The organism is Paenibacillus sp. P32E (assembly GCF_001909085.1).
GTDB classification, from domain to species: Bacteria; Bacillota; Bacilli; order Paenibacillales; family Paenibacillaceae; genus Paenibacillus_AQ; species Paenibacillus_AQ helianthi.
Genome location: NZ_LVYY01000018.1, coordinates 1 through 12,515, shown reverse-complemented (window position 1 = coordinate 12,515; position 12,515 = coordinate 1). Strand labels below are relative to the sequence as shown.

Here is a 12,515-nt window from a genome sequence, read left to right as displayed (position 1 = left end):
TAACAAAACAAGGCTTATTGCGGCTGTGGAGGAACTGGTAGGCCTAAATGCTGATAAGCGGCAGGAGTCACAACTCTCCCCCGCGGCGTCCGCTGCAGAAAGCCAATCTGCAGCAGATAAGGCTCATACACATCCTCTATGGTCTGACTCTCTTCTCCGATCGTTGCTGCAATGGTATCCAGACCTACTGGTCCGCCCCGGAAGGAACTGATCATCGAATGAAGCATCTTGTGATCAATACTGTCCAGCCCGCGCGGGTCCACCTGCAGCATCTTCAGTGATTCTGCAGCAATCTCAGGTGTGATAATTCCGTCACCGCGCACCTGTGCATAGTCGCGGACCCGCTTCAGCAGGCGGTTAGCAATCCGGGGAGTTCCCCGGGCCCGCAAGGCGATCTCCTCAGCAGCGTCGCCGAGAATCTCGATGCCTAGCAGTTCTGCATTGCGGGAAACAATGAAGCTCAGTTCCTCAATGTTATAATACTCCAGCCGGCTGACTACACCGAAGCGGTCACGCAGCGGTGCAGACAGCAGCCCGGCACGGGTTGTGGCGCCGATAAGCGTAAAGGGCGGAAGATCCAGACGCACCGAGCGGGCACTCGGCCCTTTGCCGATCATAATATCCAGCGCAAAGTCCTCCATCGCCGGGTACATGACCTCCTCAACCGTACGGTGCAGCCGGTGAATCTCGTCAATGAACAGTACATCTCCCTGCTGCAGATTGGTCAGCAGCGCGGCCAGGTCTCCGGGCCGTTCAATGGCTGGACCGGACGTTGTCCGCAGATTGACGCCAAGCTCGTTGGCAATAATATTCGCCAATGTTGTTTTACCCAGCCCTGGCGGACCGTAGAGCAATACATGATCAAGCGCCTCACTTCGCATTTTAGCGGCTTCTATATATATTTTAAGATTCTCTTTTACCTGGTTCTGTCCAATATATTCCCCCAGATAACGGGGGCGCAGACTTAATTCGACCGCCTGCTCGTCCATCATCAGGTTAGCCGATATAATCCGGTCATCCATTTATCCATCACTCCGTTCTGTCAAGCAGCCTATTTGGCTATAAACAGCAGCCCCAGCGCCTTCTTCATCAGCACATCAACTGGTCCTGTATCTGAACCCTCTTTTTTCATAGTAAGCCATACCCGATCCAGTTCGGCTTCGGTATAACCGAGGGCCTTCAGTCCGTCCCGTGCTTCCTCCCATGGCAGCGCTTCTGCTGCAGCCTGTGCCTCAGCCGCTACGGCGAACAGTCCGGTCTGCATCGCTACTCCACTCAGGCCGTCCAGCTTGTCACGCAGATCCAGAATCATCCGTTGGGCCGTCTTCTTGCCGATCCCGGGAAGCTTGGTCAGGAAGGTGATATTCTCCTGGTAAATTGCTGAGATCAGCTGATCAGGCGTCCCTCCGGTCAGAATGCCCAGGGCTACGCGCGGGCCGATGCCGGATACTTCTATCAGTTTGCGGAACAGCTTCTGTTCTTCCCTTGTGGGGAACCCAAATAAAAGGGTCGCGTCCTCACGCGTCTGGTAATGAATATAAACAGTCACCGGACCCTCCACCTTGGCAAACGCATATGGATTCGGGCAGAATACCCGGTACCCTACCCCCTGGACGTCCAGGACTACATAGTCCGACTCCAAATGTACAACCGGTCCTCTTAAGTAATCTATCATTTTCGCAATACCTCATTTAATTTAGAATTAAGACTGACGGAATGGGCGTGGCATACCGCCACCGCCAGTGCATCCGCCACATCATCGGGCTTCGGGACAGCGGACAGCTTCAGCAGCAGCTTCACCATCTCCTGTACTTGCTTCTTCTCCGCTTTGCCATAACCAACCACGGCCTGCTTTACCATCATCGGTGTATACTCTGCGATGGAAAGTCCAGCTTGAACAGCTGCTAGAATCACTACACCTCTTGCCTGTGCTACCGGCAGGGCTGTGGTTACATTACGGCTGAAGAAAAGCTTCTCCACTGCAACCGCATCAGGCTTATATTTATCTATCAGCTGCACCATGCCTTCATAGACATGCAACAGACGTTCTGCCTCCGGGGTGTGCGCCTCGGTCTGGATGCATCCGTACTGAACCGGAGTTAATTTATTTCCTACCTTATCTACAAAGCCGAAGCCGACAATCGCCAGCCCCGGGTCAATTCCCAGGATGCGCAAATCCAATCTCTCCTCTTCAGCAGGCAAGATATTCCTACTGTTTCATCCATTTCTCCGCCGTGAAGCGAACATATGTATTCCTTCTAACCATTATAGCAAAAAACCTCCTCCCCGGAGTATAAAAGTTTACCACCCCCCGAGAACATTTTCAGCTAACCAAAAAAGCCCCCCCGGCTGTAACAGCAGCCGGAGAGGCGACCTTCGTTTCGTCAATGTTATTCTTCGCTTTGCATAACCTGTTCCGATGAATCCCGGGCATAATCGCTGAAGGTGGACAGGACACTATTGTATTCTTCAACATCCTGCACACGGATGCCTTCATGAAGCTGATTCAGAATATCTTCCGGCAGCGAAGACTTCATTGAGCCCATATCCATTTGAAAAAAGGTCTTCAGCACCCTCTCATCCGCCGGCCGACCTTTGAAGAGAGTCAGATTTCCATGCTCATCCACTCCAATAAACGCATCTTTCTTGATTTGCGGAGATAAATCATTGACACTGTGCTCCATCCACAGATCGCCATCCGCACTAATCCAGCCGTTCCAGTCCGGGTGTGAAGCGATGACCCCCTTGAGCTGCGCAATCGATTCCTTCCCTGGAGTGGTCAATATCTCCTCACCGGAAATGTACGTTGTTTTAAAGTGAACCGTTCGGCGAATCGGCTCCGTACTTATCGCCTTCAGCAGCTGTTTATGATCCATTACAGCTACCCCTTCACGTCCATTCTCTTCAGCATGGCTGTACACAGCCGCAGTAACAGGAACACTTCCGCCAGGATTACCGGTTTGTGCCTCATGGCTTAACTCGCTAAGATTGCCCGGTACAGCCCATTCCGAACCACGCAGCAGGCTGCTGAGCTCCTCCGGAACCTGCATACCGCGCCAGGCCAGCACCGTCAAGACGATACAGGCCGCGCCTACCCAAGGAGCCTTTTTCCAACGTCTCCAACGCCGCCACAGTTGTTTTTTTAAACGAAAAGCATTCACGTTGATCCCTTCATTCTGCTTTTTCCCTATTGTGACCTGTGATGGGAACATTTATGCGCAGGAGGTGAAAGTTTGACGAATCGCCCCATTTTATTTAGACAACGGATTCTCAACGGCACCGATGAACAGCCAGACCCCGGTCTGACGGTCTTCGATCACAAATAAAAACGGCCGATTGACTGTCATTTGAAAGGGAAGGTCGGGCGTAGGAGCAGCGCCCATTTCCATTCCAACAAGCGTAGAGGCTGACGCTTCCGTCCCTTTTTCGTTTACATCAATATAGGTTTTATGAATGATATTGCTGATGAAGATGGGATCAGAAGTATCAGCCAGCTTGGAGAAATCGCCCTTATCCGGATCAAAGGCGAGCTTCACGCCCAGTGCCTGAAGAGCTTCTTTCAGGTCCGTCCCGAAATTGGCCTTGAACCGCGGCAATCCGATGGTCCCCTGCTTCTCCACAAAGTCCTCTTCGGCTGGAAATCCGCCTGCCTCAAACTGGCCCTCCAACTCTTCCAATGAAGAATGTACACTTGGCAGAATAACCAGCATATCCATTTGCTTGTCACCATAAGGAATGCGTATGGCTTGCCATTCTTCATGTTCAGAGTACGGGAAGTATCCCTTTTGGCTCATCATTGGTACTTGTACCGTTTCATCCGTGGAGAGTCGAAACTCGGCCTGCCGGGTATTCTCCACCGGAAAAGCTTCCTTCCATCCACCTTTGAAATACAGCGCGTTAACAAGCACAGCTACCGATTGTGGCCCAGGAGGTTTGTCCAGCATCTGCGTTATTTTGTGCTCTGTGTGCTTGGATACCCATCCATTAATCTCGCTGACCGACCGCTGTGCCGCCAAATCTACTTTGCGGATCTCTGCACCATAATAAGTCTTGCTGGTTGCCAAGTATTCCTTACGCAGCGGAATGCCGGCGGTACCCCAGACAGAATTGGCCAACTTCAGATCAACCCCCTGCCCGGCATCCTGCATTAACCGCATGAGGTCCTGATGGCTTTTATTCAGCTGCTTCCGTTCATCAGGGGCATAGCCAAGCAGTCTTCCCAGTTCTTCCGCAGTTTCACCGGCGCTGCCATTGTAGGCTAGAGCCAGGGCGGTGGCGATACTGTACGGTGAGATGGTCAGATTGCCGCCGCTCTTGTCCTTTAATTGGCTGAAAAGCTTAAGCCCCAGCAGGTTGCTCTGCTGCGCCAGCCGGAAATCCAGCTTGGCCGCAGAGCCTTGCCTTTCGGCATAGCTTATCGGTGCCTCTCCTTGGCTGCAGCCTGCCAGCAGAAAGACCGCCAGCAGGAGCTTGAGTATTTTTTTGCCCATATCTATACATTCTCCCCTTTCAACATCGTCTTCAGCAAACGTATTCACACGAGTGCCATTTACTGTTTAAGACGCAGTTGTTTGGAAAATGTTTCAAATCGTCTTTTTACAAATTACACGCTGGGAATCACGGGCAGCAGGATATAGCTCGGATAATAGCTGTCGTGGTAAAGGGTCTGCTGCACAATCACCGCTTCGGTATCCTCGTAAGGGTTATTACCGGTATTGTTGTTAGGAAAAGCTACGAAAGCTCTCCAGCAATGGCTCGCTCGTATATACCACAATATCGCTGCGCAGCTCATGTCTCCGCATATTCTCAGGCTCCCTCTCCCCGCTGCCATCTACAGGTTCGGCCGGATTATAGATGTAGGTATCTGCCGGTGAAGCCTCTTCTGGCTGAGGTCCTAGCCTACCATCACCCAGAGAGGAATTTGCCCGGCCATCACCGCCAAGATAGAAGGGAGTGATCACCGCCTCAACCGGTGTCAGGTCCTCCATATTTCGCTCCCCGATCCAGTTTGTTATCCTGCATTTGCGTACGTCTGCGGGTGTCTACCTTGGCGTGCATCACTTCCTGGTCTGTAAAATAAATCCTCCCGCTGTACTCACCCGAGCAGTAGAAGTTAAACAAACTATTATGTAAAAGCGACCAGTCCAGATCACTCATGTGCCAGTCCGTACCGATGCCTGCATGGTCAACGCCGACAAGCCGGATCACGTATTCATCTTTTGGACAGTGTATTTTCCAACCCATTGCTCCTGCCCTTAACACTGCCGCACAATAATCCGCAGATTTCACCAACAATATGTCCGGAGGTGATAGCCCCCTCCGCCAGCGAAATCAGATAATCTCCCGCTTCATGGACAGCGGACTCCAGCCGGTCCACATAGAGCCGCCTCCCTCCGCAAATAACCCGGCATCAGACCCATAAGATTCCCCTCAAGCAGGGGCAAGACCTGCCGCAGGCTCTGCACCGCCTCCCCGCGGGCGAGATCCGTCAGCACATCTCCCATTACCCGGATCACTGCCTTTATTGTCAAGATTTCCGCTGCTTCGCTTCTGCTAATAATACGCATTCCTAATCCCTCCCTCCCACCTGTTTACCTAGTAATAACAGACTTCGCTATTCTGCAATCATTCTAATAACTATAAAAATGCAATCATACTTATCTTTCTAAGCCATCATTTGCTATACTCTATATTAGTGAAAAAAGTTAAAAACTAAAACAAAGGGGTAATCCTTGATGATCATTCAGCCAAAAACGCGCGGCTTCATTTGCACAACCGCCCATCCGGAAGGGTGCGCCAAACAAATACAGGAACAAATTGATTATGTAAAAGCACAGAAGAAGCTAACCGGCCCCGTGAACGTGCTCGTTATCGGCGCCTCCACCGGGTACGGTCTGGCTTCGCGGATTGCTGCCGCTTTTGGAGCTGGAGCCAATACGATCGGCGTATTCTTTGACAAAGCTGCTGAAGGGATTCGCACCGCTTCTGCAGGGTGGTATAATTCTGCCGCTTTTGAACAGGCAGCCGCAGAGCAAGGCCTCAAATCTCACAGTATCGTTGGGGATGCCTTCTCAGATGCCATCAAGACGACAACAATTGACCTAATCAAGGCAGAATATGGGACGGTGGATCTTGTAGTGTATAGTGTCGCTTCCCCGCGCCGTACCCATCCTGTAACAGGCGAAACCTTCTCCTCTGTAATTAAACCGGTAGGCACTGCCTATACGAATAAGACCATGAACTTCCATACCGGAGAGGTCTCAACGGTGACTATTGAGCCTGCGACAGACGATGAAGTCCGTCAGACAATCGCCGTTATGGGCGGGGAAGACTGGGGAATGTGGATCGATCAGCTGCAGGCAGCCGGCGTACTGGCAGATGGGGCAACCACAGTAGCCTATTCCTACATCGGGCCAAAAATCACCCATCCAATCTACCGGGACGGAACCATTGGACAGGCCAAAAATGACCTGGAGCAGACAGCTATCGCGCTGAATCAGAAGTTGGCTGTCTTAGGCGGACGTGCTTTTGTATCGGTTAACAAAGCACTTGTCACGCAGTCCAGCTCGGCAATTCCAGTGGTTCCACTGTACATTTCTGCACTGTATAGAGTGATGAAGGATAAGGAACTGCATGAAAACTGCATCCAGCAAATGTATCGTTTGTTCGCAGAGCATTTGTATAATGGCGGCAAAGCGGCGGCAGACGGCAGCCACCTGATCCGTATCGATAATTGGGAAATGCGCGAGGATGTGCAAATCGAGGTTATGAGACGCTGGAACGAACTCGAAACCGACAATGTCCCTGAACTGGCAGACCTTGAAGGCTATCGCAAAGACTTTTTCCACTTGTTTGGCTTCCAGACCGAAGGTGTGGATTACGAGGCCGATACCGATCCTTCGGTAGAGATTCCCAACCAGGTTTAATGCTTTTGAATATTCCGCCTGGCACATGATAAATAAGCCGCTCCCTGAATTTCTGGGGGGCGGCTTATTTGCGTTTGCTATTTTTCACAACTACTTGTTCCAGCTCAATTGCTGACCGTATCAGTATTTTTCAAAACATGAATATCGCTCTTGTCAATTATATACCTAAATGATATATTACAATACGATATAGATCATGTTGGTATATAAAAGGAGATGTTATCATGTCTATTTCTTTATTAAAAAGGTTTCTCAAGCAGCCCGTCACTATTGTCGGAATTATCACTGCACTCTTATTTCAGGTTTTCTTTAGCTTAATTTGGGTGACGGGGTACGATCATGTTACGGACCGTGTAAACCAAATGTCCATTGCTATTGTTAATGAGGATGGTACCACCGCTCAGCCAATTATGGATGGAATTAGCAGCTCATTGAAGTTCCGGCTCGAGACAGACCTGACTTTGCAGGAGGCAAAGGATGCGATGAACCGCCGTGGTATCCGTATGATTATCAATATCCCGCAAGGGTTCACCAAGCAGCTGAGTAATCCAGGGGAACAAGCCGAGCTGGACTACTTAATCAACCAGTCCAACCCGCAGATGGTGTCCAATGCCATGCAAACGGTAGCCGCTCAAATCACTGCCGCATTGAACAAGCAGACTACTATGCAAGGCCTTCAGCAGGCACTTGCAGCCATGCAGCTTCCGGCTGCACAAGCTGATATTTTGAAATCCGGCATCTCGTCGCGCATAAATGCCAATGTGAAGATCACTAACCCCACCACTAACTTTGCCCAAACCATGGTTCCTTTGATGATTGTTACAGCCTCCTTCACCGGCTCCATGCTGCTTGCTATGAACCTGAACCGTGCTTCGGTGAATCTCTCTGCTCAGGCAGGCAAATGGCAGCGGTTCGCCGCACGCTTTATAATTATGGGTACCGTAGCATTCCTGGCCTCTCTGATCAGCACTACATTGATCAATAGCCTGGGCATCCCGTTCACTACAGGATATTTCGCTACCTGGATGTTCGAATTCCTGATCATTCTTGCCTGCATGACCCTTGCGCAGCTAAGTCTCGTTCTCTTTGGAGATGCTGGCGCCTGGATGAACATCGGGCTGCTCTCCATTCAGATGCTGTCCTCCGGCGCGACCATTCCCCGCGAGATTCTGTCACCATTCTATGTCTGGATCGGCCAATTCTTCCCGGCCCGTTACGCCGTGGATGGCATGCTGGATCTCGTGATCGGCGGTCAGGGAATCGGGCACGACGTGCTCGCCCTCGTCTATACCGCAATCGCCTGCACCCTGCTCTCGGCCGTAGTGACTGCAGTCCGCCGTGCCCCCAAAAAGATTCTTGTAGAAGCAACAAGCCCTTCGTCCCCCTAAAAACAGAAGAACAAGCCCATGTCTCCTATACGGGCTTGTTCTTTTTCATAACAACATATGAATGCTACTCTTGTTCTAGCCCATAATTAAACTGCCTTCTAATAGTGAGGGCCATTCTCCATAAAGATGCTTTCGGCACACATCCAGCAGGGCATTATAACTGTCCATAAAATCAAGCTGCCTCAGAATCTCCAGATAGCTTTTTAATTTCGTGGTGTCCTGGCTTCGCTTTAGGCAGACTAATGTAATTTCATATAACACAGAGGTCACGATCTTATCGTACAACAGATTTGTTTTGTCAGCTAACGGTAATGCCCTCTTGAGAAAGAATAGGCTTTTCTCATAATTCCGCTCAGCAAGACAGATATTCGAGATATTTTGGAGTAAATGCTGTTGAATGGTCCTACTCTCGGCAAAGGAATGATATTTATCAAATTCATGCACAGCCCTTTGTCCAAAGAAAATGGCATCGTCACTGCTTAACGTGAACAGGAAGTTGTTGAGCAATTTGAATTCATACAAATACCAGGTATCCACCTCAAGCAAATACGGCTTGATAGTATTGGCTACTTCACTTATCCGCTTGATTTGATCTTCATGCCCATACTGGATCAGCACTCCCTGCCCAAGTAAATACAAATGGTAAAAGGCATCTGTTCCCGTACTCCGATACATAGCAAGGCATTCATGGCTGATCTCCCTAAGCTTTTCAAAATCATACCGGTTCCCGGCTTCAACCAATGTAAGATGCAGCGTCCGTTTGATCGGCTGAGCGAGATCCTGATGCAGAAACAGCAGCTCCTCAAGAGACATCTCCAGTTTATCCAGAAGTAGAATCAGCTTATCATAACCCGGATAGTACTTCCCTCCCTCAAAGCGCGACAGGTTGGAGCGGCTCATAACTCCCTGGGCAAGCTCTGTTTGATTCATCCCTTTGGACCTGCGGATCTGTTGAATCGTTGTACCTAGATACATCCGTTCCCTCCACTCATGTTGTGAGTATACAGCACAATTCTCCAGTCTTTTTTTCATTGTATGCTACATTCGACGCAATGAACATACATAGGCAGAGAAGGAAGAGAATAAGAATGAACATACCTCGGAACCTGAACAGCAAAGTTTGGAATATCCTCATAGGAACCTTTTTTACGAGAACAGCACTTTTTATGAGTACTCCTTTTCTGGCGATCTTTTTGTTTGAAAAGAATTGTGGGGTACATCCCCATTATCTGGGGAACCGTGTTTATTCTCTTTTATTTTGCCGGCAGTTCATGTCATTTTCTCCTGCTTAGCGCTCTTAACGGATTGTGTTACTCGATCTTTGAGCCAGCAAGCAAAAAAATACTCTCTACCCAGACTCCACCGGAGAATCGGCTGCTGGTATTTAATCTGAGATATGCAGCAATTAATCTCGGTGCTTTTGTGGGTCCACTGCTAAGCCTGCTATTTAACATGAAAATGACATTGTTACCTTATGTATTCCTGGGCATTCTGTACATTCTATACGGGATATCCACACGATTCTTTTTCCGGGATCTGCCGGGTATAGAAGCGTCTGCACCGCAAAAAGCGAAGTACAGCCCCCATGTCTTCAAACTGCTCCTACAAGACCATGTATTCCTTCTGCTACTAGCTGGTATGAGTTTCTCCTTCTTCGGCTATTCTCAGCTGAACGCGACAGTGTCACAGTACCTGGCCAACACCAGTTCCTTAACTAACGGCATTCAACTATACTCAACCTTGTTATCGGCAAATGCCCTTATTATTCTCATCGTCCAGTTTGCAATGCTTCACTGGATATCCAACTGGAACCCCTTTAACGTTGTACTGCTCAGCAATATACTGATCAGCATAAGTTTTTTGTCCTTTCTTTTTCACACCTCATATATAGTTCCTCTGATCTTTATCCTACTTTTCAGTCTGGGAGAATTATTAATAGGTGCCCGCTTCGACACATTAGTAGATGAGCTTGCTTCAGAATCTGCCAAAGGTTTATATTTCGGCTGCTCCGAGTTCGTCAAAATCGGCACTATCGAAGGTCCTATCCTGGGAACGTTCCTGTTGAATCAATTCGGCTTCCAATCCGGATTCTCTATATTCGGACTAATATGCCTCATATGCATAATCGGCTCCGGGCTCATTAGCCTATCCAAATTCAAGCATCAGCGCAACATATTCAATAAATAAGATAATCCCAGAAAATAAAAATAGCCTTGCACACCGCTAAAAGCGATTTACAAGGCTACTGAAGTATACCGGCGAGAGGACTCGAACCTCCACGGTTTCCCACTCGATTTTGAGTCGAGCGCGTCTGCCATTCCGCCACGCCGGCGAATTATTAGTTGAAAAGATAAATGGCGCGCCCTGAGAGATTCGAACTCCCGGCCTTTTGATTCGTAGTCAAACGCTCTATCCAGCTGAGCTAAGGGCGCAAATTATGGAGCGGACGACGGGAATCGAACCCGCGACCCTCGCCTTGGCAAGGCGATGCTCTACCGCTGAGCCACGTCCGCACACGGTATGTATTGCATTCATTTCTTAAGTAATAAGCATCAACGAACCCTTAATGGATTATCGTCTCTGAAGCAGTGTAAAGATGGCGGAACCGACGGGATTCGAACCCGCGATCTCCTGCGTGACAGGCAGGCATGTTAGGCCAACTACACCACGGTTCCAAATTGGTTGCGGGGGCAGGATTTGAACCTGCGGCCTTCGGGTTATGAGCCCGACGAGCTACCGGGCTGCTCCACCCCGCGTCAGTAATAAAAAATTCTATATAATAATGTTTCTCTGGTGGAGGCTGAGGGGTTCGAACCCCCGACCCTCTGCTTGTAAGGCAGATGCTCTCCCAGCTGAGCTAAGCCTCCATTGAAAGAAGCAACTTAATGATCTTAACACATCCTCACGCAAAATGCAAACATTATTATAACCTTCAAATTAAAACAATGACTCGTATGGGATTCGAACCCATGTTACCTCCGTGAAAGGGAGGTGTCTTAACCCCTTGACCAACGAGCCTTAGATATTATTATTCTTTTCGACAACAAAAAATATTATATCAAGTTTAACAGGATATAGCAATATAAATATTTCATTTTGATTTCAACTGGTCCTTGGCAATAGTGTGATATCCAACTGCGATGCAATACACTCTACCACATCTTCTATTGACAGCCACTCTGTGTCCAAATGATAGTGGAACACCTCATGGTTCAAGCCCTCAACACATCTATCAATTTGTTGGGCAGCCCATGAGTTTTCCTCCTCTCCACGGCTGCGCAATCTTGTTAACAGCGTTTCACGGGAGGCCCGTAAGGTGAACTGACTAATCAGTATTCCCTCCTCCCTTAGTCTTCCAATGATCTCCATGAAATATATTGGATCAGCCACTGTCATCGGTACGTTAACCGTCCCACGGTATTCAGAGTCTATGTATTTCAACATTTGATAATTAATTTCCCGCCAGAGAGTATAATCCTGGAAGTCTACTTTTGACATGACATGCGGGATGCTTTCTCTAAGATAATATCCAGTATTTTCAGGGTCAAAAACAAAGGACTGAGGCAGCCTGCGATGCAGTTCATAAGCAACTGATGTCTTACCGGAACCAAACGCGCCATTCACCCAAATTATTATAAGAGCCACCACCAAGATATCATATTTATTAATATGTACAAAAAAGCCATTGTCGATTGCTCAACAATGGCTTCATGTGCTTGGCGGCGTCCTACTCTCCCAGGACCCTTCGGTCCAAGTACCATCGGCGCTGGAGGGCTTAACGGTCGTGTTCGGGATGGGTACGCGTGGAACCCCTCCGCTATCGCCACCAAACGGGCATTTGCGGTGCAAATGCATCATTCAGGTCTCAGCATCGCCAAATGCTGAAAACAAATCTTTTTCATTTAACCTCTTGGGCCTCATGAATCAGAACTTGATTCCTGAAAACTGAATCCGAAACGAATCTGCGTTTTATGATTTGGATAAGCCCTCGACCGATTAGTATTGGTCAGCTCCATGCATTGCTGCACTTCCACCTCCAACCTATCTACCTCGTCGTCTTCAAGGGGTCTTACATACTGGGAAATCTCATCTTGAGGGGGGCTTCACGCTTAGATGCTTTCAGCGCTTATCCCGTCCGTACGTAGCTACTCAGCCATGCTCCTGGCGGAACAACTGATGCACCAGCGGTACGTCCATCCCG

At 49.0% G+C, this 12,515-nt stretch carries 14 protein-coding genes, 7 tRNA genes and 2 rRNA genes; 3 read left to right on the top strand and 20 right to left on the bottom strand.

Translation table 11 applies throughout. The features are described from left to right. Nucleotides 1-14 precede the first annotated feature (14 nt). From ruvB to A3848_RS17740, 9 genes are all read right to left on the bottom strand, one after another. A complete protein-coding gene (gene ruvB / locus A3848_RS17775) occupies nucleotides 15-1,022 on the bottom strand; it encodes a Holliday junction branch migration DNA helicase RuvB (RefSeq protein WP_074086251.1) in 1,008 nt (335 codons plus the stop codon). Between the two features lie 29 nt (nucleotides 1,023-1,051). Next, nucleotides 1,052-1,675: a Holliday junction branch migration protein RuvA gene (ruvA, locus tag A3848_RS17770; protein WP_074086250.1), complete on the bottom strand. Its 624-nt coding sequence runs from the start codon at nucleotides 1,673-1,675 to the stop codon at nucleotides 1,052-1,054. After that, nucleotides 1,672-2,175: a crossover junction endodeoxyribonuclease RuvC gene (ruvC, locus tag A3848_RS17765; RefSeq protein ID WP_074086249.1), complete on the bottom strand. Its 504-nt coding sequence runs from the start codon at nucleotides 2,173-2,175 to the stop codon at nucleotides 1,672-1,674. The genes ruvA and ruvC overlap by 4 nt, the downstream gene beginning before the upstream one ends. Nucleotides 2,176-2,390: 215 nt before the next feature. After that, complete coding sequence (locus A3848_RS17760; RefSeq protein WP_074086248.1) at nucleotides 2,391-3,212, bottom strand: BofC C-terminal domain-containing protein; 822 nt, start codon at nucleotides 3,210-3,212, stop codon at nucleotides 2,391-2,393. Between the two features lie 39 nt (nucleotides 3,213-3,251). Beyond that, nucleotides 3,252-4,490, bottom strand: a complete 1,239-nt coding sequence (locus A3848_RS17755; protein WP_074086247.1) for a serpin family protein — start codon at nucleotides 4,488-4,490, stop codon at nucleotides 3,252-3,254. A 231-nt stretch (nucleotides 4,491-4,721) separates the two neighbouring features. Further along, nucleotides 4,722-4,988, bottom strand: a complete 267-nt coding sequence (locus A3848_RS17750; protein ID WP_074086246.1) for a hypothetical protein — start codon at nucleotides 4,986-4,988, stop codon at nucleotides 4,722-4,724. Beyond that, nucleotides 4,966-5,244, bottom strand: a complete 279-nt coding sequence (locus tag A3848_RS17745; protein WP_143192422.1) for a hypothetical protein — start codon at nucleotides 5,242-5,244, stop codon at nucleotides 4,966-4,968. Before A3848_RS17745 ends, A3848_RS17750 begins: the two co-directional genes overlap by 23 nt. After that, the gene (locus A3848_RS32395; protein WP_178382032.1) at nucleotides 5,213-5,377 is read right to left on the bottom strand and encodes a hypothetical protein; all 165 of its coding nucleotides are present in this window, start codon (nucleotides 5,375-5,377) and stop codon (nucleotides 5,213-5,215) included. Before A3848_RS32395 ends, A3848_RS17745 begins: the two co-directional genes overlap by 32 nt. Further along, nucleotides 5,349-5,567: a hypothetical protein gene (locus A3848_RS17740; RefSeq protein WP_074086244.1), complete on the bottom strand. Its 219-nt coding sequence runs from the start codon at nucleotides 5,565-5,567 to the stop codon at nucleotides 5,349-5,351. The genes A3848_RS32395 and A3848_RS17740 overlap by 29 nt, the downstream gene beginning before the upstream one ends. Before the next feature lie 168 nt (nucleotides 5,568-5,735). Between A3848_RS17740 and fabV the strand changes: the two genes are divergently transcribed. Both fabV and A3848_RS17730 read left to right on the top strand, forming a co-directional pair. Next, on the top strand, nucleotides 5,736-6,926 hold the full coding sequence (gene fabV / locus A3848_RS17735) for an enoyl-ACP reductase FabV (RefSeq protein WP_074086243.1): 1,191 nt from the start codon (nucleotides 5,736-5,738) through the stop codon (nucleotides 6,924-6,926). A 224-nt stretch (nucleotides 6,927-7,150) separates the two neighbouring features. Further along, nucleotides 7,151-8,314: a YhgE/Pip domain-containing protein gene (locus tag A3848_RS17730; protein ID WP_074086242.1), complete on the top strand. Its 1,164-nt coding sequence runs from the start codon at nucleotides 7,151-7,153 to the stop codon at nucleotides 8,312-8,314. Between the two features lie 75 nt (nucleotides 8,315-8,389). On the opposite strand, the gene A3848_RS17725 is transcribed toward A3848_RS17730, so the two are convergent. Further along, entirely contained in the window at nucleotides 8,390-9,289 is a 900-nt protein-coding gene (locus tag A3848_RS17725; protein WP_074086241.1) for a helix-turn-helix domain-containing protein, read from the bottom strand. Nucleotides 9,290-9,511: 222 nt separating this feature from the next. On the opposite strand from A3848_RS17725, the gene A3848_RS17720 reads away from it, so the two are divergent. After that, complete coding sequence (locus tag A3848_RS17720; RefSeq protein ID WP_074086240.1) at nucleotides 9,512-10,501, top strand: MFS transporter; 990 nt, start codon at nucleotides 9,512-9,514, stop codon at nucleotides 10,499-10,501. Between the two features lie 66 nt (nucleotides 10,502-10,567). Here the strand turns inward: A3848_RS17720 and A3848_RS17715 are convergent. The 10 genes from A3848_RS17715 to A3848_RS17670 all read right to left on the bottom strand — a co-directional run. Continuing rightward, nucleotides 10,568-10,646 (bottom strand) — tRNA-Leu (locus A3848_RS17715). Between the two features lie 23 nt (nucleotides 10,647-10,669). Then, nucleotides 10,670-10,746 (bottom strand) — tRNA-Arg (locus A3848_RS17710). 6 nt (nucleotides 10,747-10,752) lie between these two features. After that, nucleotides 10,753-10,827 (bottom strand) — tRNA-Gly (locus A3848_RS17705). An 84-nt stretch (nucleotides 10,828-10,911) separates the two neighbouring features. Beyond that, nucleotides 10,912-10,989, bottom strand: a tRNA-Asp gene (locus A3848_RS17700). Between the two features lie 4 nt (nucleotides 10,990-10,993). Then, nucleotides 10,994-11,070, bottom strand: a tRNA-Met gene (locus A3848_RS17695). A 35-nt stretch (nucleotides 11,071-11,105) separates the two neighbouring features. Continuing rightward, a tRNA-Val gene (locus A3848_RS17690) sits at nucleotides 11,106-11,181 on the bottom strand. Between the two features lie 79 nt (nucleotides 11,182-11,260). Further along, nucleotides 11,261-11,332 (bottom strand) — tRNA-Glu (locus tag A3848_RS17685). A gap of 84 nt (nucleotides 11,333-11,416) precedes the next feature. Then, nucleotides 11,417-11,938, bottom strand: coding sequence for an AAA family ATPase (locus tag A3848_RS17680; RefSeq protein ID WP_256702440.1), 522 nt, complete (start codon nucleotides 11,936-11,938; stop codon nucleotides 11,417-11,419). Nucleotides 11,939-12,028: 90 nt separating this feature from the next. Next, a 5S ribosomal RNA gene (gene rrf / locus A3848_RS17675) occupies nucleotides 12,029-12,145 on the bottom strand. Between the two features lie 145 nt (nucleotides 12,146-12,290). Beyond that, nucleotides 12,291-12,515: ribosomal RNA gene (locus A3848_RS17670) — 23S ribosomal RNA — on the bottom strand; the annotation flags it as partial.

What these genes read in the sequence shown, in the direction of transcription:
- ruvB (WP_074086251.1), bottom strand. Translation starts at nt 1,022, where the DNA reads ATGGATGACCGGATTATATCGGCTAACCTGATGATGGACGAGCAGGCG.
- ruvA (WP_074086250.1), bottom strand. Translation starts at nt 1,675, where the DNA reads ATGATAGATTACTTAAGAGGACCGGTTGTACATTTGGAGTCGGACTAT.
- A3848_RS17760 (WP_074086248.1), bottom strand. Translation starts at nt 3,212, where the DNA reads ATGTTCCCATCACAGGTCACAATAGGGAAAAAGCAGAATGAAGGGATC.
- A3848_RS17755 (WP_074086247.1), bottom strand. Translation starts at nt 4,490, where the DNA reads ATGGGCAAAAAAATACTCAAGCTCCTGCTGGCGGTCTTTCTGCTGGCA.
- A3848_RS17750 (WP_074086246.1), bottom strand. Translation starts at nt 4,988, where the DNA reads ATGGAGGACCTGACACCGGTTGAGGCGGTGATCACTCCCTTCTATCTT.
- A3848_RS17745 (WP_143192422.1), bottom strand. Translation starts at nt 5,244, where the DNA reads ATGGGTTGGAAAATACACTGTCCAAAAGATGAATACGTGATCCGGCTT.
- A3848_RS17740 (WP_074086244.1), bottom strand. Translation starts at nt 5,567, where the DNA reads ATGCGTATTATTAGCAGAAGCGAAGCAGCGGAAATCTTGACAATAAAG.
- fabV (WP_074086243.1), top strand. Translation starts at nt 5,736, where the DNA reads ATGATCATTCAGCCAAAAACGCGCGGCTTCATTTGCACAACCGCCCAT.
- A3848_RS17730 (WP_074086242.1), top strand. Translation starts at nt 7,151, where the DNA reads ATGTCTATTTCTTTATTAAAAAGGTTTCTCAAGCAGCCCGTCACTATT.
- A3848_RS17725 (WP_074086241.1), bottom strand. Translation starts at nt 9,289, where the DNA reads ATGTATCTAGGTACAACGATTCAACAGATCCGCAGGTCCAAAGGGATG.